11 protein-coding genes and 2 pseudogenes are annotated in these 23,180 nt (G+C 64.2%); 8 read left to right on the forward strand and 5 right to left on the reverse strand.

The annotated features are described in order from the left end of the window. Window positions 1-385: 385 nt before the first annotated feature. Complete coding sequence (locus RhoBH5_RS02645; protein ID WP_270007921.1) at window positions 386-1,834, forward strand: MFS transporter; 1,449 nt, start codon at window positions 386-388, stop codon at window positions 1,832-1,834. Here RhoBH5_RS02645 and RhoBH5_RS02650 read toward each other — a convergent pair. From RhoBH5_RS02650 to RhoBH5_RS02670, 5 genes and pseudogenes are all read right to left on the reverse strand, one after another. Beyond that, complete coding sequence (locus tag RhoBH5_RS02650) at window positions 1,783-2,628, reverse strand: siderophore-interacting protein (RefSeq protein ID WP_047271424.1); 846 nt, start codon at window positions 2,626-2,628, stop codon at window positions 1,783-1,785. The two genes, RhoBH5_RS02645 and RhoBH5_RS02650, sit on opposite strands and share 52 nt — an antisense overlap. After that, the gene (gene entS / locus RhoBH5_RS02655; protein WP_007735127.1) at window positions 2,625-3,926 is read right to left on the reverse strand and encodes an enterobactin transporter EntS; all 1,302 of its coding nucleotides are present in this window, start codon (window positions 3,924-3,926) and stop codon (window positions 2,625-2,627) included. Before entS ends, RhoBH5_RS02650 begins: the two co-directional genes overlap by 4 nt. After that, complete coding sequence (locus RhoBH5_RS02660) at window positions 3,923-4,936, reverse strand: Fe2+-enterobactin ABC transporter substrate-binding protein (RefSeq protein ID WP_003942170.1); 1,014 nt, start codon at window positions 4,934-4,936, stop codon at window positions 3,923-3,925. The genes entS and RhoBH5_RS02660 overlap by 4 nt, the downstream gene beginning before the upstream one ends. 40 nt (window positions 4,937-4,976) lie before the next feature. Beyond that, window positions 4,977-17,438: a non-ribosomal peptide synthetase gene (locus RhoBH5_RS02665; protein WP_270007922.1), complete on the reverse strand. Its 12,462-nt coding sequence runs from the start codon at window positions 17,436-17,438 to the stop codon at window positions 4,977-4,979. A 217-nt stretch (window positions 17,439-17,655) separates the two neighbouring features. Next, window positions 17,656-17,868 (reverse strand): annotated as a pseudogene (locus RhoBH5_RS02670) (flavodoxin); the annotation flags it as partial. A 209-nt stretch (window positions 17,869-18,077) separates the two neighbouring features. On the opposite strand from RhoBH5_RS02670, the pseudogene RhoBH5_RS02675 reads away from it, so the two are divergent. From RhoBH5_RS02675 to RhoBH5_RS02700, 7 genes and pseudogenes are all read left to right on the forward strand, one after another. Continuing rightward, window positions 18,078-18,512 (forward strand): annotated as a pseudogene (locus tag RhoBH5_RS02675) (recombinase family protein); the annotation flags it as partial. A 104-nt stretch (window positions 18,513-18,616) separates the two neighbouring features. Further along, window positions 18,617-18,751, forward strand: coding sequence for a recombinase family protein (locus RhoBH5_RS32625; protein ID WP_372454394.1), 135 nt, complete (start codon window positions 18,617-18,619; stop codon window positions 18,749-18,751). Between the two features lie 52 nt (window positions 18,752-18,803). Continuing rightward, entirely contained in the window at window positions 18,804-19,967 is a 1,164-nt protein-coding gene (locus tag RhoBH5_RS02680; protein WP_219467541.1) for a hypothetical protein, read from the forward strand. Further along, a complete protein-coding gene (locus RhoBH5_RS02685) occupies window positions 19,964-20,470 on the forward strand; it encodes an endo-1,4-beta-xylanase (RefSeq protein ID WP_270007923.1) in 507 nt (168 codons plus the stop codon). The genes RhoBH5_RS02680 and RhoBH5_RS02685 overlap by 4 nt, the downstream gene beginning before the upstream one ends. Window positions 20,471-20,700: 230 nt before the next feature. Then, a complete protein-coding gene (locus RhoBH5_RS02690; protein WP_219467547.1) occupies window positions 20,701-20,946 on the forward strand; it encodes a hypothetical protein in 246 nt (81 codons plus the stop codon). An 11-nt stretch (window positions 20,947-20,957) separates the two neighbouring features. After that, window positions 20,958-22,226, forward strand: a complete 1,269-nt coding sequence (locus RhoBH5_RS02695; protein WP_270007924.1) for a hypothetical protein — start codon at window positions 20,958-20,960, stop codon at window positions 22,224-22,226. A gap of 273 nt (window positions 22,227-22,499) precedes the next feature. Continuing rightward, window positions 22,500-23,168 carry a hypothetical protein gene (locus tag RhoBH5_RS02700; protein ID WP_270007925.1) on the forward strand — a complete coding sequence of 223 codons (669 nt, stop codon included), beginning with the start codon at window positions 22,500-22,502 and terminating at the stop codon, window positions 23,166-23,168. Window positions 23,169-23,180 lie beyond the last annotated feature (12 nt).

Here is a 23,180-nt window from a genome sequence, read left to right on the forward strand (position 1 = left end):
AGCTAACAAACCCGGCATTCAAACGGGGACCTTGGATGTGTCCGGCAGATGAACTCCCTGCTCGGAGAAGCATTTTGGTGACCAGCGTCATGCTCATCGAGAAATGAGCCCCATCGTCACATCACCTGACACCGACTGACGGTGGCAGCAAAAGTCTGCCCGTTGCGATCTGGCGATACATGACACCATTTCCACCCCATCCGACTCTTGCTTTGTGCGCTGAATCCGATTACATTTCTCCACAATAACGGTACGCGTAACGAAATAAAGAGACGGTCTACTTCACAGCCCGATATATCCAGTGCCACAACCCTTCCGGGCTCTTGGAGGGGCGGCGTTTCGTCGCGTCCATAAGCTCCTCACTCCCCGATCGAAAGAGAGCACGATGACCACAGAGAGCGTCTCCGGCAATCAGCCGCGACCGGTAGCAACTATCGCAAGCCTGACCCTGCTGATCGCTGCCGTGGCCGCGCTCGAAAGCATCATCGTCCCCGCACTCCCCCTGATACAGAGAGACTTCGGAGTGACGGCCGACGTCGGAGCGCTCGCATCCGTCGCTCTGACGTTGAGCACTGTCCTCGTCACGCCGATGGCCGGGCGAATAGCCGACGTGTACGGCGCCCGCCCCACCTTGCTCGCGATCACGACAATCGTTGTCCTGGGCGGCAGCGTGTCCGCTCTCGCAACGATCTTCCCGCTGTTCGTCCTCGGCCAATTTCTCCAGGGATTCGGACTCGGGTTGCTTCCCGTGAGCTTCGTGGTCCTACGACGCACTTTGTCCTCGGACCGACTGAAGACGGCCACGGGTTTGCTCGGGGCTGTCGTAGTGGCCGGCGGCGCTCTGGGAGTCGTGCTGGCGGGACCGGTGGCGGAAAACGTCTCACGCACCGCGATGTATGCAGTTCCGACCGCGTTCGTTTTGCTCGGCGCAATTGCTTTTGCCGTGAGCACACCACGAGATCACATGTCGAACGTCGGCGGCCGACTTGATTGGCCGGGAGCGGGCGGATTGGCTCTGGGATTGTTGACGCTGACGGCGTGGCTGGCGAGCGCATCGAGCAACGGGTGGGGCGCACCGACGTCGATGCTGCTGCTTCTCGCTTCCGCTGCCGTGTTCGCGATCTGGGCCAGGTATCAGAGCCGGACAACCGAGCCGATGGTCGACCTGACGATGATGCGGCATCGTTCGATGTGGAGCGCCGTGGTCGTCGGCGTGGTTTTCGGGTTCACCTACGGCGCTGTTGTCTATCTACTTCCGCAACAACTCGCCGTGCCGGCAGAGAGCGGATTCGGCCGCGGTGCGTCGACCAGCGCCATCGGCTTCCTGCTGTGCGTCGGCTACGGCGCAACGGTCATCGCGTCGGTGATCTCCGGAAAGCTCGCACAACGGGTCGGCACGAAAGCCATTGCGGTAGCGGGAGTTGCCTTCCTCGGCCTGAGCGGCGCCGTCGGCGTCTTTGCAACAACGATGTGGCAGATCGTTGTGGTGCTGATCCTTGCGGGTACCGGCGTTGCCGCCGCGTCGACGGCAGTGTTCGTCATCTCCGCCGACAGCGCACCGGCAGACCGCGTAGGTGTCACGACGGCAATAGTCACGATCGCCAGATCGCTGGGTTCTGCTGTGGGAACCCAAATTGCCGCCGGGATCATCGCGAGCGCGACTTCATCCGGCGGCCTTCCCCAGCACTCGGCATTCGCCACAGCTTTCGGAGTGGCGGCAATCGTTGCGATTGTCGGACTCGTTGTCGCGGTGACGATGCCGAAACCGGCATCAACCGATGTTCAGTGGTCGTCGTCGTCCTCGTCGAAGTCTGCGACTCCGCGCTTCCAGTAGCCCGTGATCAGGTGGTCGCCCGAACTCAGGCCGAGTTCGTCGCGCACGAATCTGCGAATGGGCTTGAGACTGGTGGCCTCACCGGAGATCCAGGCGTAGACACGCTCACCTTCGGGCACGGTGACCGTCCGTACTGCCTGCTCGAGCAGATCCGAGTGACCGGCTGGGACGTCACCGCGGTGCAGCCATCGCACCTCGACGCCTTCCGGAACAGTGAGTTCGATTTCCTGTGAAGGGTCGGTGATCTCGACGAACACCCACCCGGCGGCAGCAGCGGGCATCATCTCGAGCCAACGAGCAATGGCAGGAAGGGCGGTGATGTCACCGGCCAGCAGATAGCGGTCGTACGTCCACGGAACCACGACGCCACCGGGCGGACCTGCCACGTGCACCCGAGTGCCGACGGTGGCCGCCTGAGCCCAATCAGAGGCGTACCCACCTTCGTGGAGCGCGAAGTCGAGGTCCAGCTCCCCCGCCTCGGCGTCGTATCGACGGACGGTGTACTCACGCGAGATCGGCAATGGACGAGGCCACTTCAGGCTGAATCCGTCGCGTTCGGGTAGACGTAAAGTTCCGTCTGCATCCGGGTAGACCAGGCGAACATGCTCGTCGGGAGCGTGCGATTCGAAGCCCGCCAACTCCGGTCCACCCAAGGTCAGACGCAACAGTCCGGTCCCGACCATTTCGCTGCGAACAACTTCGAGTTCGCGAATGCCGATGGGGTACGGCACTTTTGCGCCGGTGGTTCCCGCCAGAACTTCGGCGATGGTCGCGAGGTGGTCTCCTCGGTTCATGAACTACCTTCCTTTTCCGGCGGAGCATTCCCCACCGGCACAGTGTTTTCGGAGAGATCGACTTCGTTGATCTCCGAAGTTACCCGGCGCACCGAACCCAATGCTGCCAGGAGCACCAGGCCCAGTGTCACACCGGCGAGCCCCAAGACCAGTAGCGCGGCGCCAGGCTCGAGCCACTGCCCGAGGAACCCGGCTGCCATCGAACCGATCGCCGTACCCGTGACGGCTTGCACCATCCACAGACTGGACACGCGTCCGCGCAATTCGTCCGGAGTGTTCTGTTGAAGGACTGCAAATCTCAGAATGTCGTTGAGTGCGCGGCCGAGGCCGAATCCGGCCAGGCCCAGGAACGCGACAATCGCTGCTCCCGACGCACCCAGTACCACCAGGCCGAGAGGCATCAGCGCAACAGAGATCAACATCGCGGCGCCGTTGCGGTGGACTCGTCCGGTCCAACCGCTGGTGAGGGAACCGACCACAGCGCCGACAGCGGGGGCGCCGTAGAGCAGACCGAGCATGGTGGGTCCGCCGCCGAGGACCTGGTCGACGAAGGCAGGCAGCAACACCATCGGCCCGCTGACGAACATGACCAACAGACCGCTGATCAGGATGCCGCGAATGACTGTGTGCGTGCCGGCGAATTTCACGCCGGTCACCAGCGCGCGCATCGGGCTTTCGTGATTCGTGCCCGGTGCAGGGGAAGGGCCGATGGCTTGGAACAACGTGACAGTTGCTGCGGTGGCCACCGCAGCAACAAAGTATGTCGCGGGAATGCCGCCGGAGGCGATGATCACGCCGGCGATTGCCGGCGAGATCATCGTCCCGATGTCGGTGGTCAGCGCTACCAAAGCGCCGGCCGCAGCCATCTTGTTGCGCGGCAACAACGTCGGCATCAAAGCCATCAAGGCCGAGCTGCTGACACCGCCGGCCAAGCCGTCGACAGCTGCCGCGACGTAGATGACCCACATCGACGGGTGTGGCAAGAGCGCATTGCACCCGAGAATGACAAAGCCGAGACCCGCAGCACTGCGGGCCAACTGGATGGTGCGTCGCCGATCGTAACGGTCAGCGAGCACGCCGCCGAACAGGCTGCCGAAGAACATGGCGATGGCCATCGCCGTGGACACTCCGGCAACCTGCAAGGTCGAGCCGGTGAGCTGGTACGTCTGCGCGGGGACGGCTACGACGAGCAGTCCGATCCCGAGCAGCGAGATCAATCGCGCGGAAAAGGCGTACCTGAAGGGACGGCTGGTCCGCAAGGGTGAAACATCGATCACCAGCCCACCGAATCGAGTCATGCGAAGGTCTGGCCGATCAGGTCGAGGGTAGCCATTGCGCCGTCGTAGTCAGGACGGTAGCTGCTGGCGGGGAGCTCGAACGTCGTGCCTGCCTTGAAGGACGGCAACTGCGAGTAAAGCGGATCGGTGGCAAGTTCGGCCATCGGGCGACCGGACACCGGAATCACAAAGGCGACAGGAGCATCGGCGACCTGCGAGAGCAGTTCCGGGCTGACCTCGAACGAGTCACCCGAGCCGAAGAGCTGCGGGTTGCCGGCCTTGGCCATGACGTCGTCGGCCTTGAAACCGAGCTCGGCGAGCATCGCGGGCAGCGCGGCCGTCGGCGGAACGAGGTACGGCTTGTTGCTCGAGACCGAGAGGAAGTAGACGACGTTGCCCTCGGGAACCTTGATCTTGCCCTTGACCTCTTTGACCTTGTCCTCGTATGCGCTCATCAGTGCCGGAACCTGGTCGGAACGGCCCGCCGCGTCGGCGACGATTTCGAGCTGCTTGTCCCACGCGGCGACCGTCTTGGGGACCAAGACGGTGGGTGCGATAGCAGTGAGCTGATCGTAGAGTTCCTCGGACTGAACCGAGGTGATTCCCTGGCCACCGCCGATGATCAGGTCAGGCTCAGCCGCCGCGACGGCTTCGATGTTGAGCTGCTCGCCGGCCGGCAATTCCTTGGTGCCCTGCGCCTTTGCGGCGTCCGCCCAAGCCGGCGGGAATCCACCGTCGAGGTTCGTGACACCGAGGACGCGGGTATCGGTGGCAACCACCGGTGCGTCCAGGGCGTACAGGTATCCGGCGAGACCGCCGCTCAGAACCACGATGCGCTCCGCCGACGCGGGCACGGTGACCGAGCCCTTCTCGGTTTCGATCACGCGGGTCGTCGGCTCTGCAGCCTTGGTCGGTTCGTCGTTCGAATCGCTACTGCAACCGATCATCGCCACGAGTGCGACGATCAGCAACCCTGCGATGGCGACGAATCGTCGCCAACTCCGTATCGCGAGGGGCGGTGTGGACTTCATCATTGAGCTCCCATTGTGTTTCAACTGTGTGGTTTTCGAACTATGTAGCCGTGCGTTTCGACAAATAGCTGTCGAGCAGCGGGGCAATCGCCGCCCACCCGGCTGGGGTCACCAAACCGGCGTGGTCGTACGGCAGATGGTGTACTGCCATGTCCTGGTCCCCGCGGACTCCGCGCCAGCGATCAGCCAGCAGCTGTCCGGACGCCTCGGCGTCGGCGGTGATCAGAGTAACCGGTCCGTCGTAGGTTGTGTCGGTCGAGCTGGCCACGAGCAAACGAGTGGCATCAAAACCCGCCCGAACAGCGTCGACCAGTCCCGGCGCCTGAGTGAGGATCTCGGGTGGCAGGGCGGCGGCCAGATCTCGGTCGTCGGCATCGTCGCGACCGCGATCGTCACGATCTCCCAGTGGATGAGTATCGATCAGACCGGCGAACTCCACTGTCTCGCCGATATCGACCAGCTGAGCAGCCATCGCGGCAACGACGTTGCCACCGAACGAGTAGCCGAGCAGGTGGTACGGCCCGCTCGGTTGCACGCCGCGAATCGTGTCGACGTACATCGCTGCCAGTTGGTCCACGTTCGTCGGTTCGAGTGGCTCCCCGGCAACTGTGGGCAGTTGCAGGCCGAACAGTGGACGGTCGGCCTCGAGAACACCGGTCAAAGGCGCAAAGGGCCAAGCGAATCCACCGGCCGGATGCACGCAGAACAGTGGTTCTCCGCTGCCTTCGGCTCGCAGTGTCAGGAGGCGATCACGACTCAGATCGATTTCGGACGCCGACTCGTCAAGGTGTACTGCAAGTTCTGCAACTGTCGGACGGGCCATCAGCGTTCCCACACCGACGCTCACCGACAGGTCGTGCTCCATCTCCCCCACCAGTCGCATAGCTCGAAGCGAGTCGCCGCCGAGATCGAAGAAACTCTCTTCGGGATCGACTGCCTCGACGCCGAGTACCCGCGCAAAGACCTGGCACAGTTGCCTTTCCATCTCGGTTCGCGGTGCTCGGGCCGCTGCTCGGGCGGGGGGTGCCGGCAACGCACCGCGGTCCAGTTTTCCGTTGGGCGTCAACGGGATCGAATCCACGACGACGATGTCCGACGGAACCAGGTGTGCCGGTACGCTTTCCCGCAACGCAGCTCGCAGATCGACTGGATCAGCGCCGGGTTCTTCGATGACGTAGCCGACCAGTCGCGGCGGCGCACCGCCTTCGCTACGGACTGACGCTGCCGCTCTCAACACTCCCGGCAACGACGCCAGCGCGGATTCGACTTCACCCAATTCGATCCGAATGCCTCGGATCTTGACCTGATGGTCTGCGCGACCCAGATATTCGAGTTCGCCGTCGCGGCGACGCAGTACAACGTCACCCGTGCGGTACATGCGCTTGCCGACGGAGTAGGGATCAGCAACGAACACAGCGGAGGTCAACGCGGTCCCGTGAAGGTAACCCATCGCCGTTCCGTCTCCGGACATGTACAGCTCGCCCGCCGCTCCGATCGGTACCTCCCGCAGACCCGAATCGAGTACCCGCGCAGACGCATTCAGAATCGGACGACCCAAGCAGGGTGTCTCGCTCCCCTGAACCGGGGATCCCATCGCATTGATCGTGAACTCCGTCGGCCCGTAAAGGTCGTACCCGTCGACACCGTCCTGATCGCGCAATCGCGACCACAACTCGGCAGGTACAGCTTCTCCGCCGAGCATCACCAACACCGGCGTCCGCTCACCGTCGAGGAGACCGGCGGCCATCAGTTCCCGTGCATACGAGGGGGTTACATTCACGACGTCGATACCGACCTCGCGGTAATGCTTCACCAGAGACGCGGGGTCCAGTCGCGCCTGCTCGTCGATCACGTGAACTTCGTGCCCCGCGAGCAACCAGAACAGTTCCTCCCACGACATGTCGAACGAGAACGAGACTGTATGCGCGATGCGCAGACGTCGGCCACCCACACTGTTTTCGGTCGGAGTGAATATCTCGGCCTTGTGATTGTGATACATCGTCGTCAACCCGCGGTGACCCACCACGACGCCCTTGGGTTTTCCGGTACTGCCCGAGGTGTAGATGACGTAGGCAGGCTGGTCCGGTGAGGTCGGCCCGCAGACCGCAGCCTCGTCGACAACTGGTGCCGAAGACTGCCCGTCGAGTACCCCGGCCACGTCCGGGTCGTCGAGGACCAGACATGGCTGTCCATCGGGAACAACGAGGTCACGCGTCTGAGTCGTGGTGACTATCAGCGCCGCATCGCTGTCGAGGATGAGTTCGCGCAGGCGTGCCGGCGGGTGAGCCAGATCCAAGGGAAGGTAGGCCGCTCCGGTTCTCATGACGGCGAAGATTGCGACGACGTGATCGGCAGTACGCGGAAGCGCGAGCGCGACAACACGGGTCGGTCCCCCGCCTGGTACCGACTGCCCCAGCGCCGACGCGAGTATCCGTGCCAGTCTGTCCACCCGAGAGTTCATCTCGGCTGCGCTCAGTGCGACGTCTCCGAAGACCAGCGCCGTCTCGTCCGGAGTTGCCGCTGCCCTTTCGCGCAGTAGTGCGTCCACGCTACCGCCGGCCTGGTCCGGCCGTGGCATCACGACGTGCTCCGAAGCGAATTCCGCGGGGGTGCGCGAAAGCGGAACCGCCGTGTCCGCCACCGTGGCGGTATCGGAATTCGCCATCACTTCGAGAATCGTGATGGTGCGGGACAGGATGTCGTGAGCCACGTCGTGCGGAATCAGGTCAGGACGGTTTTCGAGTGTGAGCGCCATCGCCGCGTCCCCGACACCCGGATCCACGTCGAGCGTGAGCGCATAGTGCGTGCCGTCCACCGCATCGAACCCGACGATTCCACTGCGACCGAACGTGTCTCGACGTGCCTGTTCGTCGCGAGGGGTGTTGCGGAAAACGTAGAGCGTGTCGAAGAGCGTGGCGAACCCTGCACTTCGCTGCACGTCGCCGAGCCCGAGATGGTGATGCCCCAGCAGCGAACCTTGTTCACGGAACAGGCGTCCGAGCAACGCCGAGATCTCCTCGCCTGGCCGGACCCGGACACGCACCGGAATGGTGTTGAGCGCCAATCCCACCATGAGGTCGGCGCCCTCGACCTCGGGTGAACGTCCCGAAACCGTCGATCCGAAGACCACGTCGTCACGGCCCGTCACGGCGCGCAATGCCAGACCCCACGCCGCAGAGACGACGGTGGACAGCGTCACTCCGCTACGTCTGGCCAGCTCGCGTACGTGCTCGGTGATGCTCTGTTCGAGCTGAACCCGGGTGAACACCGGCAACGGAGCGCACCCGCCTGATCCCGTACCACCCACGAGTGTGGGTTGCTCGAGATCCGCGAGGTAGTCCTTCCAGGACGAGATGGCGTCCGTGCGATCCGCTTCGGCGATCCATCGCAGGTGATCACGGAAGTCCGCAGGCTTGTCGAGCGCGCCGTCGAGTCCAACCGGGTCCGTGCCGTGTGTGCGGGCAAACTCGTAGAGCGCAAACAACTCCGCGTACATCAAGGTCTGCGACCAACCGTCGGTCAGCAGGTGGTGCTGAGTGAAGACGAGGTGCGCTCCCCCACCTGGCAACCAGACCAGCACCATTCGAATGAGTGGCGGCGCACTCAAGTCGAACAGCCTGCCGAATTCAGCCTCGTCGACGGCGCGGACCTCGATATCCAAGTCCTCGGGTGCGACTGCGCTCAGATCGATTTCGCGGAAAGGCATTTCGGCTGCCCTGGGCACGAACTGCACCGGAGCGTCGAAACCGGCGTGTGTGAAGCCGGCCCGCAGGTTCGGATAGCGCCGCAAGAGCGCATCCCCCGCTGCTCGGATTGAGCGAACGTCGACGGCGGCATCGGCGGAGAACTCGAATCGCGGCTGCATGTGATAGACATCCGTGCCGCCGGCGCCGTCGAGAACCGACTGGAAGTACATGCCTTCCTGCAAGGGACCGAGTGGCAGCACGTCCTGCCAGCCCGGGCTCAGCGACTCGAGCCGTGCCCGACGATCCGCATCGACGGCTACGAGTGGGCTCGGCACACGATCCGGCGCGGTGTCGGGCAATGCCTTCCGGTCCACCTTGCCGTTGAGGGTGAGTGGTAGTGCTTCGAGCACCGTGATGGTCTGCGGCACCATGTGTTCGGGTAGGAGCCGCGCAATCTCCTTGCGCACCAGTACCGAATCGAGCGTGGTTGCACCTTCGGGAACCACATATCCGTGCAGACTTCCGGTACCCGCCGCATCGACGCGAACGGTGGCTGCCGCGCGGAACACACCTGCCACCGATCCGAGCGCGCCTTCGACCTCGCCGAGCTCGATGCGGAAACCACGAACCTTCACCTGATCGTCAGCACGACGAAGGAAGTGCAAAACCCCTCGCCGGCGTCGGACCAGATCGCCGGTGCGGTAGAGGCGTGCCCCCGGCAGAGAAGGATCGGCGACGAACCGAGCGACGGTCAGATCGGGGCGGTTCAGGTATCCGCGGACCACCTGCGCACCGCCCAGATACAGCTCGCCCGCAACGCCTTCCGGAACCTCACGCAGGTCGTCGTCGAGGATTCGCACGTGCACATCGGTCCAGGGCTGACCGATCGTGACTCGGTCGCCGGTCGTGATGACCGAAGATGTCGCCCACACCGTGGCCTCGGTGGGTCCATAGACATTCCGGACCGAAGCAGCGTTGGCCACCAGATCGTCGGCCAGATCCTGCGGGAGGGCTTCCCCTCCCACCAGGGCTCGCACCATGGCGAGTCCGACTGCGTTCTCGTGTTCGGTGACCACTCGCCACAGCGCCGGCGTTGCCTGCATCACTGTCGCATCGCTTGCGATGATCAACGCCGACAACGCATCCGGGTCGCGAACCGTCCTGCGGTCTGCGATCACGACAGTCGCGCCCGCCGCGAGCGGGCACAGCAACTCGAGTGCCGCGATGTCGAACGACACCGTTGTCACCGCGACGATGCGATCGCCCGGCCTGATCCAGCAATCCTCGAGTACCGTGTCCGCGAAGGCTGCGAGGTTGCCCGTCGAGACCATCACGCCCTTGGGGCGACCCGTCGAACCGGAGGTGTGGATCATGTAGGCGAGGTGATCACCCGCCGCGGGCGGCGGAGGAAGCACGACACCCGAGTTGGTGAACTCACCGTCCACGAAGACACTCGTGGCGACCGTCAACGGAAGTTGCCCGGCGCTGTCGATACTGGTCAGGACACACACCGGAGCCGCGTCCTCGATCATGAACTCGAGCCGCTCAGTCGGGTAATGGACGTCGAGTGGCAGGTACGCAGCGCCGATGCGCAGTACCGCGAGCAGTCCGGCCACCAGATCCGCATTTCGATCCAGCGCGACGGCGACTACCTTCTCGGGTCCGGCGCCGACCGCGAGAAGTTCGCGGGCCAGCTCGTCGACGCGCGCCGACAGTTCCCCGTAGGTAATTCCGACCTCGCCGGAGATCACCGCGATGTCGTCGGGGTGGCGGCTGACGTGTCGAGCGAACAACTGCGAGATCCCCGACGGCGGCGTCGCGCGTCGGCCCGGGTCGCGATCCGGCTTGTTTTCCGCCAGTCGCAGATCCGCGACGACAGTGCTGATTTCGTGACCGAGGACCGCGATCACACCGTCGAGCAATGCGTCCGCAGTCGCGGCGTCGAACAGCCCGGCATCAAACGTCAATCGAAGTTCTGTTGCGGTTCGGACGAATTCGAGGTCGACGCTCTTTCCGGGCGAGTGACCGACACGGGCAGCGAACAGGCTGCTCGTCGGACGCCCGAGTAGATCGGCGATTCGGTCGAGGCTGACATCGGAATGCGCAAGTGCCTCGGTGACAGCGTTTTCGACTCGCCGAACGACATCGGCAATTCTCGGCCGACCGGACAGGTCGACCCGAATCAGGGTGTCAGTCCCTTCCGAGACCAGTCCGACCGCAAGGTCCCGACCACCGCCGAAGCTGTTCAGCGTCGCCGCCACGGCGGCCAACAGCACCGCGTCGAATCCTGGTTCGTCACCGAACCGGGCATCGCGTAGCTGACGGAGGTAGGTGTGCGGGCGGTACTCTTCGCCGCGCGGGCGGTCATACGGAAGGTCCGTTTCGAGGGGCAGGTCCGCGAGCGTGCGAACCCAGTAACGCTCGTGATCAGGATTTCCCGCCACCGCCGGGGCGCGGAACGTCGCCACGGTCACAACGGGTCGATCGACGCCAACGACCGAATCCGGCGAGAACTTCGTCCGATCGACGCGTGCGGCCACGGCAAGACCGAGGGGGGTCGGGGTGTCGAAGACATCCGAGACGACGACGCGAATTCCCAGCTTGCGCAGGCTTCCCACCAACCGCATCGCAGTGAGCGAGTGACCGCCGAGAGTGAAGAAATTGTCACCCGGATCGACGTCGGGAATCTCCAACACCGTTGCGACACAGGCGCACACTGCATCCACGACCGCGGGATCGACATCGATCGCAGGATCGGGCGCGGCCACCTTTTTCGTGACAGCGACATTTTTCGCGGCAGACACCGCATCGGCAACGGACGCTGCCTGTCGGACTACCGTGAGCACCGCGGATGCGGGAGCTGTCGGTTCGGTCAGCAACCCACGCAGGATCTCCGCGAGCCGTGTGACCATTCGCTGCGCCGTGGCGTCGGAGACAACTGCCGGATCGTGGTACAGAACCAGATCCAGACCGGTGCTCGGCGGCGCCATCAACGTCATCGGATAGTGTGTGACTCCGCGGTTGGTGAGCCCCTCGACCCGCAGTGTGTGCGATGCAGGCTGTCCCGCACCGGAGTTCGGGAAGTTCTCGAACACCAGGAGCGTGTCGAACAGTTGCCCGATTCCGGCGATGCGTTCGATCTCGGCCAAACTGGTGTGTTCGACGTCCACGATGTCGAATTGGGCGTTCTGGAGATCGACGAACTGATCGAGCAAAGGCCGGTCCGCGACGATGTCGAGGCGGGCCGGAATCGTGTTGCTGAACAACCCGACCATTCCCTCCACCCCCGAGAGTTCGGCAGGTCGGCCGGACACCGTGGCCCCGAACACGACGTCCCACTGTCCTGTCGCTTCGGCGAGCGCTGCTGCCCACGCACCCTGAACCAGGGTGTTGACCGTCAGCGCTCGCGCACGGCCGAGTTCGATCAGCGCCTCGGCGTCCGATGTCGCGAGAGGAACCTCGAGCGCGACGGGCACACTTCGCGGCGCTCCGGCATCGGCAACGAGAGTCGGCGCGGTGAGCCCACGCAAACGCTCGCTCCACGCTGCGCGGGCAGAGTCCTGATCACGGCCGGCGATCCATGCCAAGTAGTCGCGATACGGCGTCGGCGCAGGGAGGCGGCTGTCGCCGTCGTGGTAGACGTTCATCAGCTCGCGCAGGACGATCGGAGTCGACCAACCGTCGGTGAGCAGGTGGTGCGCGTTGAGGACCAAACGGTGCACCCCGCCGGGCAGCCGAACCAGTAGTGCACGCAGCAGAGGCGGTGTACTGACGTCGAAGACATGCTTGGCGGCCTCGTCCTCGAGCTGATCTGCAGAGCGGAATGCAGTGTCAGCTGGAACGGAGGTCAGATCGACCGAACGCCACTCGACTTTTGCGCCGCGCGGAATGATCTGAACGGGCCGTTCGAACTGCTCGTAGTGAAAAGCTGCGCGAAGGTTCGGGTGCCTGTCGATCACGGTCTCGAACGCGTCGGCCAACTTCGCCTCGTCCAGTGGCCCGGAGAGGTCGAAGCGTGCAGTGAGCGTGTAGACGTCTGCGGCTCCGTCACGGACCGCATGGAACAGGAGACCTTCTTGTAGCGGCGAGAGCGGAAGGACGTCGGCAAGCGGTCCGTGGACGGCTTCGAGTTCGTTGATCCCTGCCTGATCGACCACCGCGCCCTGGCCGAAGATCGTCGCCGAGCAATCGGAAGGCGTCAAACCACCCTCGAAGAGCGCGGCATGCGCGGTCAGGGCAGCGAGCGCACGTTCCCAATGCTCTTGCAGCTCGACGATCGTCGCGCCGTCGAGCACTGAACCCGCCGCAGTCCATTCGACTGCCAGCGTCGTCGAGTCGTCCTCTCGGACAAATGCGTTGAGCGCCAGCACTTCCGACATAACCTTCGTCGCCGGCTCGATGACCGCGAATGGATCCTGCTCCGGCAATCGCCATCCGGTTCCGGGCAAGGACGGGAAGCGGCCCAGATAGTTGAGCAGCAGTTCGGGTGTAGCGCACGCGGAAAGGTCAGGTGCGGTGTCGGGATCCAGATGCCGCAGAACTCCATAGCCGACTCCGCCTCCGGGTACGGCGCGTTTTGCCTCCTTCACCGCACGAAGGAGATGTCCCGCAGCTGCTCCGCCGCTCAGTGCGTCGGCAAGATCGTCTGCGGTGAGCAGTGCATCGGTGGGAACCCGGACGGGGAACTCACTGGTGAACCACCCGATGGTTCCGGCGAAGTCGGTGTCGCTGGTGAGCGCGTCGCGGCCATGACCTTCGACGGTAACTGTCTGCGCGGGCAGCCCGATGAGGCCGCGGCCGTGCTGCCATGAGCGCAAGGCAAGCATCAAACCCGAGAGAAGCACTTCGTCGGCCTTGGCTCGATACGCCGCCGGAAGCGTGGTCAACAGCGCGTCGGTGACGGCCGGGGGCGCAATGGTTGTCGTGCGAGAGGCGGTTGCGGTCACGTCGATCTTCGGGTCGAGACGACGACTGCCGATCGGCTCGTCGTCCGCCTGCACCGACGCGGACTTCCAGTACTCGAGCTCTGACGCCCTGCTGCCAGAGGCCCCGAATTCCGCGAGCAACCCTGCGTATCGACGCCACGAACTTCCGCCTGCAGCCAACCGGGCCGACCTACGCTCGCGTGCAGCATCGGTGGCTTCGTGGAGGTCTGGAAGCAGAATTCGCCAGGACACACCGTCGACGATCAAATGGTGAGCTACGACGATCAATTGGTCGGGTCGACCGGCCTCGGTATTGACCAGTACGACTCGCAGGAGTTCACCGGCACGTGGGTCGAGACTCGCCGCCGACGCCTCCGCGAGGTCTCTGATCCGGGACGGCTCGGAGGTGTCGGACACCGCGCGAACGAGTCCCTCGCTGCGCACCGCGCCGGGGTCCCGGACGATCAATTCGGTAGTGCCGCTGTCGTTGTCACGGCGCAGGAGCAGGCGTAGAGCGTCATGGTGATCGAGGATCGTCTGCACGCCGGACTGCAGGTCACCCAGTGAAAGGCTGTCGTCGATGCGCACTGCGGTCCATTGCGCGTAGCCCGCGATTGCCTCGTCTGTCGGATTCTTGTCGATCAGTGCTCGAACGATCGGCGGGGCGATCACGGTGCCGGTCGCCACGTCCGCAACCGAGGCTACGGCGTCGGCGTCATCGGCAATCTCACGCGCCGCAGCGGCGATGGTTCCCAGATCTCGCTGTGCCAGTAGTTCTTTGGGAGCAACGATCAGACCACGCACCCGCAGTCGACTGCTGACACTGATTGCCGTGATGCTGTCACCACCGAGGCCGAAGAAATCCTCGTCCACGCCGACGCGTTCGCGGCCGAGCACCTCGGCCACCACGTCACAGAGGATTTCCTCGCGCGGTGTGGATGCGGCGCGCCCTGCCGATTCGGCAGCCGGGGCAGGTAGTGCCGCACGATCGAGCTTTCCGTTCACCGTGACGGGCAATTCGTCCAGAACGACGATTGCGGCGGGAACGAGATGATCCGGTACGCGACCGGCGAGGTCACGGCGCAATTCTTCCTGCGGCGGAAGCGTCGCGCCGGCGGCGGCTACAACGTAGCCGACGAGGCTGGGCCGTCCCCCATCCGTGCGGATCAACGCAGCAGCCGCGCCGATTCGGGGTACCGATCCGAGAACAGCCTCGACCTCGCTCAACTCGACTCGATGTCCGCGAATCTTCACCTGCTTGTCGCTGCGACCGATGAAGTCGTAGCCCCGCCCCGGCACCCACCGCGCCACGTCCCCGGCGCGGTACATCAGATCTCCCGGAGCCCCGAAAGGATCTGCGACAAAACGCTCGGAGGTCGCGCCGGCGCGGCCGAGGTAGCCCCTGGCCAATTGCGGTCCCGCCAGGTAGAGCTCACCTCGTTCACCGTCGGCGACCGGCTCGAGCGCGCTGTCGAGCAGGTACGCACGGGTACCCGCGAGGGGGTACCCGATACGCGGTCCGGCACCTTCGACCGTGGTCGCGATCGCGTCGACCGTCGTTTCTGTGGGGCCGTACAGGTTTCGAGCCGGAACACCGGATTCGATGATCGCGTCCCACAGTGCGGGCGGTGCCGCCTCGCCACCCACGACGAGGAGCTGCAACCGCTGCGTACGCAGCAACCCGTTGTCCACCATCGCTGCCGCCATCGACGGCGTCGTGTCGACCACGTCGACGCAATCTCGCTCGAACGCCGCGACCAGAGCAACCGCGTCCTTCTGCAGTTCCTCGTCGTATACGTGTACCCGATGACCAGACAGCATCCACAACAGCTGATCGAGAGACGCGTCGAAGGCGAACGACGCCGTGTGCGCGGTGTGCAGTTGACGGTTTCCGACGCGCTCGGCGGTGTCCCGGTAGATGGTGGCGCGATGGTGGTGAAGCAGGTGCGCCAATCCACCGCTTCTGACCAACACGCCCTTGGGCTTGCCGGTCGATCCTGAGGTGTAGATGACGTACGCCAGGTGGTCACCATGCCGCACCGCCGCCAGTTCACCGAGTTCGAGTGGAAGCCCGGAATTGGCACGGAGTTCTTCGCGCACCGCGTCGGAATCGAGGACGAGCGGCTCGGGCCGAGAATCCCCGGCGAGTTGCTCAGCCAGAGCGGAAGTGGTGAGCACGACCTTCGGCTGTGCGTCGTCGATCAGATCCCGCAACCGCTCGGCCGGGTGCTGCGGATCCAGGGACACGTACGCTGCGCCCGCGTCCAATGTCGCGAGCAGCGCCACCACCATCTCGGACGTACGCGGAAGCGCAAGTCCGACAATGTCGTCCGGGCCGACATCGCGGGCCCGAAGCAACCGGGCGAGCTTGCGGACGCGGGCACCGAGTTCTGCGCCTGTCAAACGCTCCTCACCGCACACGAGGACTGTGTCATCCGCGTGCTCGACGACGATGCGATCGAAGACGTCGGGGACGAGGTCGACAGAGCCAGGCACGGGTTCGGTCTCGCGGCCGGCAAGAATCCGGGCAGCTTCGGGCGCCGTCATCATCTCCACCTGACCGACGGCAGGATCTCCCTCCCCGACCATCGCGTTGACGATGCTGACAAAACCGGCGAGGCGACGCTGAACCGAATCCCGAGTATTGGTACGTGCGTCCACTTCGAATCCGAGTAGAACTTCGCCGTCCGCAATGGGGGTCACCGTCAAACCCAGGTCCTCCGGCGGTCCCCCGGCGACGTTACGCAGTACACCAACAGCGCCGGCGAAATCGAGGGCGAAGTCGAAAGCCTTGAGATTGATTCCGATCCCGTGAAGCAGTGCACCGGTGCCGGCGACGCCCAGGTCCCGAGCAAGATTCTCACCACGGTATCGCTGGTGTGCGCGCAGGCTTTTCATCGTGGCGGCCACCTGCTTACTCAGATCACCGAGTCGATCGTGGCTGCGAATTGTCAACCGGAGCGGCAGGACGTTGACTGCCATGGCCGGCGTCTTGAGTGCCGTGCGCCCCACGCGCGCCATCAGTGGCATCGCGATGACAACATCCGTCTCGCCGAGCAGCCGGTGGAGAAACGCGCCGTAGCAGGCGATCAGGGCCTCGGCCCACGTTGTTCCCGTCGCGTCTGCCACCTCTTTGAGGCGGTGGAGAGCGTCGGCGGTAATGACTTCGCGAACCTGGATCGTTCGTTCCGCCGGGCCGGTGACCTGCTGGCCGCGTCCGTCCAACGCGGGCAACGGCGTCAGGACATCACGCCAGTAGTCACGATCTTCCACGAACTGCTCGCCGGACCGGTATGCCTCGTCCTCGGTCACCAGGTCGGTCATCGAACCGAATCGCGTTGGCGCTACGTCGGTTCCCTTCTTCGCAGCCGTGTAGTGCGCGGCGACGCGGCGCGAAATCATGGCCGCGCTGTATCCGTCGACGATCAGGTGGTGATAGAGCTGGATGCACCAGATCTCGCGATCGGAGAGTCTGATCAGCGAGTACGTGTACAGCGGACGCCCCACCATCAATCGGCAGTACTCGGACGCCCGGCTGCGCTCGGCGTCGACCAGGGCGTGCGCCACGGCCACCGGATCACGCTCGTCACGGACGTCGGTGATGGGGATGACGCCAACCGGCTCGCCGGAGATGTGCTGACGCGGTCCGTCCACTGTCTCGATCATCCGCAGCCGCATGGTTTCGGCTTCACCGATCGTCGCCGTGATGGCGGCGGTCAGAAGTTCGGTGTCGATCGGTTCGTCGCCCGAAATTTCGAGCACCTCGCCGACGAGGTAGCTCCGAGATTCGGGATCGAGTCTCTGTGCGTTCCAAATCCCGAGTTGAGCTCCTGTGAGAGCAAACGTAGCTTCGCTCGCCGCTCCGGAGTTCGAACCTGGAAGAACGCTCACACTGATCCCCTCGTCTGTGGACACACGTCACCCAAGGGTGACCTAACGTCATTTTGGGTAGCCTAAACTAAATGTCGACGAATCGGGGAATCCGCCCCGCCCTCGACCTGAAAATCTGCCGAACCGACAGCACCCGACGAATTCGCGGGTCGACACGCACAGCCACAACAAATTGTGGGGCAGGTTCTTTCGTGAATCGGAACGACGAACGCGAGGGCTAGTCCATCAGCGTTGCCGCGACGGTTCCGCCCAGTTCGTAACAACGATCGCGCACCGATTTGTCCACGCTCACAGTCACTTCGAGCGGATCCGCCACCGCGACCAATCCGAGCCCGGTGGCGAGCTTGCGCACCGACGACACAGCACCAGCGGTGTCGTTGTTTCCGTGAACCCACAGTCCGTACGGCCGATCCGAAACCGCACCGAGGCACAACTACGGCACGAGCGGGTTTAGAAACCCGCGCTGGCCCGCTCGATCTCGGGTCGCCGCCAATCCATCATCGAGATCGGTGGCGCGGCGGCGGATTGGTGACGGGCCGAGACCCCAACGGACACAACACCGCGATAGATACTTAATAGCAAGTATCGCATTGCTGCTCAAAGCCAAATAGAGTAGATCACCTGAAGGTCGTCGCATACATTCGCACCTCGACCCGTGACCAGCTCGCCGCGTACGGTCCCGCCCGACAATGCGAGGCAATCACCGACTGGGCCAAGCGGAACCGGCACCGCATTGTCGCCGAGGTCGTCGAAGATGTGTCCGGCACCGTTGCCCCGTCGGGTCGCGAGGCATGGGTCGACGTGGTCACCCGTGTGTGCGGCGGTGAGGCCGACGGTGTGGCCGTCTCCGATCTCTCCCGGCTCACTCGCGACCAGGTCCACCTAGAGCTGACCATCGACGAGATGAGTGCCTGCGGTGCCCGGCTGTTCTCGACCTCGGGCGAGGACCAGTCGATGCTCGACGACCCCGACGACCCCCAACGCAAGCTCATCCGCACGATCATCGCCGCGATCAACGAGTACGACAGGTCGATGATCGTGCAGCGAATGCAGGCAGGGCGTCGGATCAAGAAGGCCAGCGGCGGCTACGCGGGCGGACAACCGCCGTTCGGGTACCGGGCGGCGACACCTCGGGAGAGCTGGTGCCCGACGAGACCGAACATTCTGTGCTCACCCGTATGCGCTCGCTCCGCGCGGACGGCCTCGCAACCCGAGCTATCGCCGATGCCGTCAACGACGAGGGGCTGACGACCCGCAAGGGCGGCCGCTGGTCGTCGGCGTCGGTGGCTCGGCTGCTCCGGCGGGCGGCGTGATCCCCGGGGGTTCGAGTCGGCGAGGTCGGTGGCCTCGGATAACCTGCTGACCATGACCGAGCCCACCTCCAGCCAGGACACCCGCGTCGTCGCGGCGATGCGCCTGAGTGGAGCACGGTTCAATGCACCCGGAATACCAGCCGAATCACTCGTCGAGATTTCCGCCCTCGAAGACATCATGCGATCCCTCGTCAAGCTCTACTGGCACGACAGTTACCCGAACAAGAAGCGAATGCCGAAAGGCTACGACGACCGGATCGCCTTACGCTTGGTCCAGAAGATCGGCGAAGGATCGTGCCGCGCCACGCTGGAATACGATCTCGGCCCAGGCAAGATTGCAATCGACGAAGAGGACGAGATCGAGCAGTACTATGACCGCGCCCTCAACACCGTCGATGAGTTCATCGCGTTCGCGTTGAGCGATGAGGGGCAGCTCCCCGTCGATATGCGCCGCCTCCCGCCGAACAAGGTCAAGAGGCTCGGCCACACGTTGCACACCGGCGACACGATCCAGGTGGCACCCACCGACGTCGTCGAATGGAAGGGCCGCCCCGAGTACACGACGACCGCCCGCAGCAACGCCATCGACAGCCTCGACGTCGAGACCCGCAAGCCCGCCACCGTCAAGGGGCAGGTCATCGACTTCCATGTTCTATCCGGGAAGCTGACAGTCCGCGATCGAGACCACAAGCGCGACATCACCGTCCCCTATCGCGAGTCGGGCGTCACCGTCGAGATCGCCTCCGCTCAGCAGCTATTCGAGTGCGAAGCCGAGGGCATCGGCGAGTTCAACGCTGACGGCCGACTGACCAAGCTCGCCACTGTCACCACGCTCAACGTCGTCGATGTCACCGAGGATGCCCGCGCCGCCCGGGCTGCGGTCGACTCGCTCGCCGACCTCGACGAAGGCTGGCTCGATGGGGAGTGTGGAGAACCGATCACGGCGGCGGTGATCGAGCGGGGCCGAGCGGTGATCGACGCGATGATCTCACTGAGCAACATCACCCGGGTAGTGTTCCCCACCGAGCCCGGCGGCATCCGATTCTTCTGGCCTGAGGTCGAGAACCAACTTTCCATTGAGGTTGAGCCGTCCGGCGCGCTCTACGTCCATGCGACCGACCTGCGCGCCGGGACCTTCGCCGAAGACAACGTCGCTCCCGACGTCGTCGATCTCGTTGCCGCCCTCGACTCCTGGCTCTCGGAGGCGTCCTCGTGAGTGAAGGTGCCGAGAAGTCCCGTGAGCGCATCACCCAACCCGATCAGGTGCTCTACAGGCCGATTGCGCAAGCGTTCGTTGCCGACGGCGTGGTCGCACCCGATGCATTCTTGCTGAACTCTGCCGACGTCAAGGATCACAACCGGCTCTCGATCACGCGCGGGTCGGTTGCGACAGCCGAAGACGCCTATAACGAGCGCGCCGCCACCCTCAAAGCAGGTTGTGAGAAGCGAAGTTCAACCTACCGGCCGCCCGTGGGCGTGCTGGGTGTGACGGTCGAAGAAGTCGAGGCCGTCGAGATCAAGTCCCCCGAAGGTTCCGAGGCGCGGCGGCCGCTGACCGCGTGGGATGACTCGATGAACGAGGGCGTACCCGACGCCCACGGGCACATCGACTACAGCGATGTTCCGTTCTCCGAGAAGGGCGCGCATCTCAACACCGCGAAGGCACTGCTTGCCCGCGCCGTTGACCACGGCTGGAAGTACGGTCCGATCGACGAGTGAGCTGTGCCGAACTTCATCGCGTGATGACCACGGACAGAACGAAATCTCGTAATACCTTCCGGTGTGACCATCCCGCACGGAATCGTGCTATCTCCGGTTAGCACACGCGCTACATCGCTGCCCCCACTCGAACGGCTAATTACGGAGCGGTGCAGCACTTTTCGCAACCATCGTCGTCGCCCCTACGGTCGAGCGCCGAAGCGCTGCACCCCGTTTGATCGACTGATTGCATGACAGCAGCAGTGATCGGTACCGCGTCCGGCGACATGTCGGCGTTGAGCCGGAGCGCCAGGTTCGCCGCCTTCGTGAGCCGTGGCGCACCAGACGACGGTCCCCGCGTCGTCGAGGCACGGCAGGCCGTCGCCTATCACCGGGTGAAGCGCGCCGTCGATCCTGACCGCGACGCCCTAGCGCCTGCTGACGTGACCGCGCTGCACCGTGCCCTCGTCGGAACGGGGGCAGCCATGTCCACCTGACCCTCACCACCGTGCGTGCCACAACCGAGGAGAACACCCCGCAGCACGGACACCACGAGGAGACCCGCACGACCACCACGATCGAAGACCAGCTACTCGAAATCTTGACCCGGCTCACTCCCGACGCCGACGACCCCGACGTCATCGCCTGGAGCCGAATCCGGCGCGAGCTACCCGAGGCCGCCGGCTACTGGGCGGCCGTGAGCGCATCGGTCGCTCTCGCCGGCGCTGGAGAAGTCGTCGCCCTCAAAGATCGGCGGCAAGACCTACCTCCGGCTACCCGACCCGCTCGATACCCCGAGTGTCGGACCCCGACTGATGAGGGTCGTCTGATGACCTCCTCCACCGTTGAGCCCGACGAAATTCGGCCGGCAGATTTGGGCCACAGCCCCATCGGCAGAAGCGATCGACCCCGACTGGATCGGCGAGGTATTCCGCCACGCCGGTTCCGGCAGGCCCGATCTCGCTCTCGAAGCTACCGGCGGCCCCAACAACATCAACAAGGAGCATTCCTCATGACCACCCGAAGCGTCCCGAATAGCGATATTGCCCATGTCGCGCCACGGCTGATCGTCGACACCCCAGCCGGTCCTGCACCGGCCGATCTCGTTGCCGCCGCCGGCCACCTGGAGGCCGAACTCGCCAAGACCACGGGCTTCATCCATACGTCCGCCGGTGTCACGGCGGCTGCCTCGGCCGCAAGCCTGATCGTGCCCTCGGGCTCGACCCTCAGGACACCCCTCGGGCACACGTGGGTGTTCGACTGCGGCTGCGTCGATTGTCTCGGCAAGGCGCGGGCTGTGACCTTTCGTCCCTTCACCACCACCCCGCCGGCACCGACGAGGGTCTGGCTGAGTGTCGCCTCGTCGGTGCCGGCATCACCACCTCCAACAGATAGGACATCCGCGATGGGCAAGCTCCGGCTCCGCGACATCACCCCAGAAGAGAAGCAGCGCTTCGCGATCTGCGCACATGAAGCTGGGCACGCCATCACCGCACGGTGTTCGGCGACACCGTGCGGCACGGTGCCCCTCACGCCTGACGACCCCAAGATCGTCGGTCGCTGCACCCTCGACGCCGCGCAATCCAAAGCTATTAACAGCGCCCGTATCGCCTACGCCAGGCCGTACGCCGAAGCGTATTGGCGGCATGGCGGCCCGCCGACGTCGAGCATGTTGCGCCGGGTGCTCACCGCGTCCGGCCGTGAGGATGAGAAGGTCGTCCGCGGGTTCGGTGACACCCGACCCGAGGACTTCCCTCGCCTGATCTCGAGCTGCTAGGGCTCGATCTCCGGACTCGCTCGACACCTATTCATGCATGGCACCGCCATGCAGGGCGACATCGACAAGGCGTTTGTTCCAACCCGAAGACGAGCCCGACCTGCGAGCGTTCGCCCTCTCGTCGATTCGCTCGGGCCGCGTGCCGGGAAGCTTCAAGGTGACGCCCGCCGCCCTCGCCTGAAAAGATGGATTCGTCGCCTTACGCGGAGCTACTGTATCTCTGTGCCATCAGTCGACGACCCAGCGATAGAACTTCGATCATGCCCACTTGTCTTGACCCATGATCGCGTGTTCGAGTGTCATTTTCAGCTCCACCAGATGATCGCGGCCTACCATCACCCTGCCCCGTTTAGGTACTCAGCCAACGCCTTTCTCGCCAGCTCAAAATCTGTGCTTGAGATGGTTCGGCTGGACATGGAAAAGGAAGGAGAGAACGCGTGGCGGCGCGAGCGGGTCGGCCAGGTGTTAGCCGACGATCTGTTCACTCAGTTCAACACTGCCCGCAACTTCGTAATCCACCGGGGAAGTCTGATTCGCTCCAGCCAGGTCGAATTTGGAATGTTCAGTCATCGACGTCTAAAGCTCGCTCTCGCGACCGAACTCAAAACCGACGAGCCCAGCCACCTTTTGATTGATCGAATCGCAAACAGCAATTCCGCATCAATGTTCGTCCATCCCGACCGGCCGTTCATTGGAGAACAGCTTGGAGTTCGGCGTGAGTACCACGAACCTCTGCTGAGTACCGACCATGACGTTCTTACAGCCTGCGATATGATCCTTCGCCAACTGTGCACCCTCGTCGACGACTGCCACACGCACCTTGAGGTGCCCTTCGACGACGATGCGCACGACTGTTGCACGGCCCACGATCGGGAAGAGCACGCGACCTTGCTGGAAACGGATATTGACCCGTCACTCGCCGAAAAGTGGGGCTGGGACTGAGCGGAGACCCCG

Origin of the sequence: Rhodococcus sp. BH5, from assembly GCF_027583855.1 — a bacterium.
GTDB classification, from domain to species: Bacteria; Actinomycetota; Actinomycetes; order Mycobacteriales; family Mycobacteriaceae; genus Rhodococcus_F; species Rhodococcus_F qingshengii.